General features: G+C 60.3%; 1 protein-coding gene. It reads left to right on the top strand.

The features are described 5' to 3' along the window. Positions 1-216: 216 nt before the first annotated feature. Positions 217-1326 (top strand): acyltransferase family protein, encoded by a 1110-nt coding sequence (locus BMI01S_RS37520; protein WP_081901440.1) that lies wholly within the window; start codon positions 217-219, stop codon positions 1324-1326. Positions 1327-1365 lie beyond the last annotated feature (39 nt).

Genomic DNA, 1365 nt, shown 5'->3' with positions numbered 1-1365 from the left:
TTTTGAGTCATGGATGCCGCAGATGAAAAAAGGGCACCATTATCGCCTGGCGCTCCAGGTGCCTCCCCATGTGTAACGCGCCTTTGAACCTCGCCGACTTGGGCATCAAACACGGCCTGACCGGAACTTCGCCGGTAGCGTCTTTGTCCACCGGCCTCTCGGCCTTTGGAGGTTGGAGCCTTTGAAGGTCGGAATCAACCGCGAAGGAGATCATCGATGCAGAAGGAACGTGTTGCCGCGCTCGATGCAGGCCGGGCGCTTGCGATCGTCGGGGTCGTTGCAGTACACCTGTCGTTTCAGTTTCCCAATCTGCCGGGCGGCGTGACACTGCTTGCGCACATGGGCCAGTACGGCGTGCAGCTTTTCTTCGTGATCAGCGCGATCACGATCTTCATGACTCTCGAAATGGATCACGAGCGTTGCGCGGGCGCGGGTCACGTCACGCTGCGCTTCTATATCAAGCGCTTCTTCCGTATCGCGCCCTTGTATTACGCGGCGATCGCGGTCTATGGCCTCATCAGCTACGGCGCGATGCGCTCAGGCATCGAGCGTGCATGGATTCTGGGCGCGCATGGCCCGATGGACGTATTGCTCAACATGGTCTTCCTTCATGCGCTGTCGCCGACCGCGATCAACAACGTCGTGCCGGGCGGCTGGTCGATCGGCGTGGAGATGCTTTTCTATCTGATCGCGCCGTTGCTGTTCTTTCTGGCGATGAACCGCACGCGCCTGTTGCTGGCCACCATCCTGATGCTGGGCCTGTCGCTCGCGGTACTGTCGATGAGCGATTGCAACGGCACGCTTGAATGCAATGTGACCAACAATACGTTCAGCTACTTCTGGCCGCCGGTACAGGGGCCGTGCTTCATCGTCGGCATGTGGGCGTGGTACGCGTTCCGCTCGCATTTGCTCGGCGCATCCGATGTGACCGGGCGCGTGTCGTGGCTCTATCTGTTGCTTGCGTTGGGCTTCGCGCTCGTCACGGCCGCGCTCGGTGTATGGCTCGACAAGGCACCTGCGCTCGCGCCTGTATTCGCCGCGTGCAGTGCGGTGACGTTCCTGCTGTTCGTGTGCTCGCGCCATGCCCGCAAGGAGCGCGGGAAAGGGCATGCGGCGCCGAGCATGCCCTTGGTTCGACGCTGCGCCGCGGCCCTCGGGCGCGAAAGTTATGGCATTTATCTCTGGCACTTCATCTGCGTCTATATGACCTTTCATTTCTTCGACGGCCTGTTCAGCGAGGAGAACGGCGAGACGTCGCTCATGCTTTTCGGGCGAGGTTCAAAGGCGCGTTACACATGGGGAGGCACCTGGAGCGCCAGGCGATAATGGTGCCCTTTTTTCATCTGCGGCATCCATGACTCAAAG

This window comes from Paraburkholderia mimosarum LMG 23256 = NBRC 106338 (assembly GCF_000739815.1).
Classification (GTDB): Bacteria; Pseudomonadota; Gammaproteobacteria; order Burkholderiales; family Burkholderiaceae; genus Paraburkholderia; species Paraburkholderia mimosarum.
This window is presented reverse-complemented; position numbering and strand designations above follow the sequence as displayed.

Coding starts and splice junctions, on each gene's coding strand:
- BMI01S_RS37520 (WP_081901440.1), top strand. CDS start 217: ATGCAGAAGGAACGTGTTGCCGCGCTCGATGCAGGCCGGGCGCTTGCG.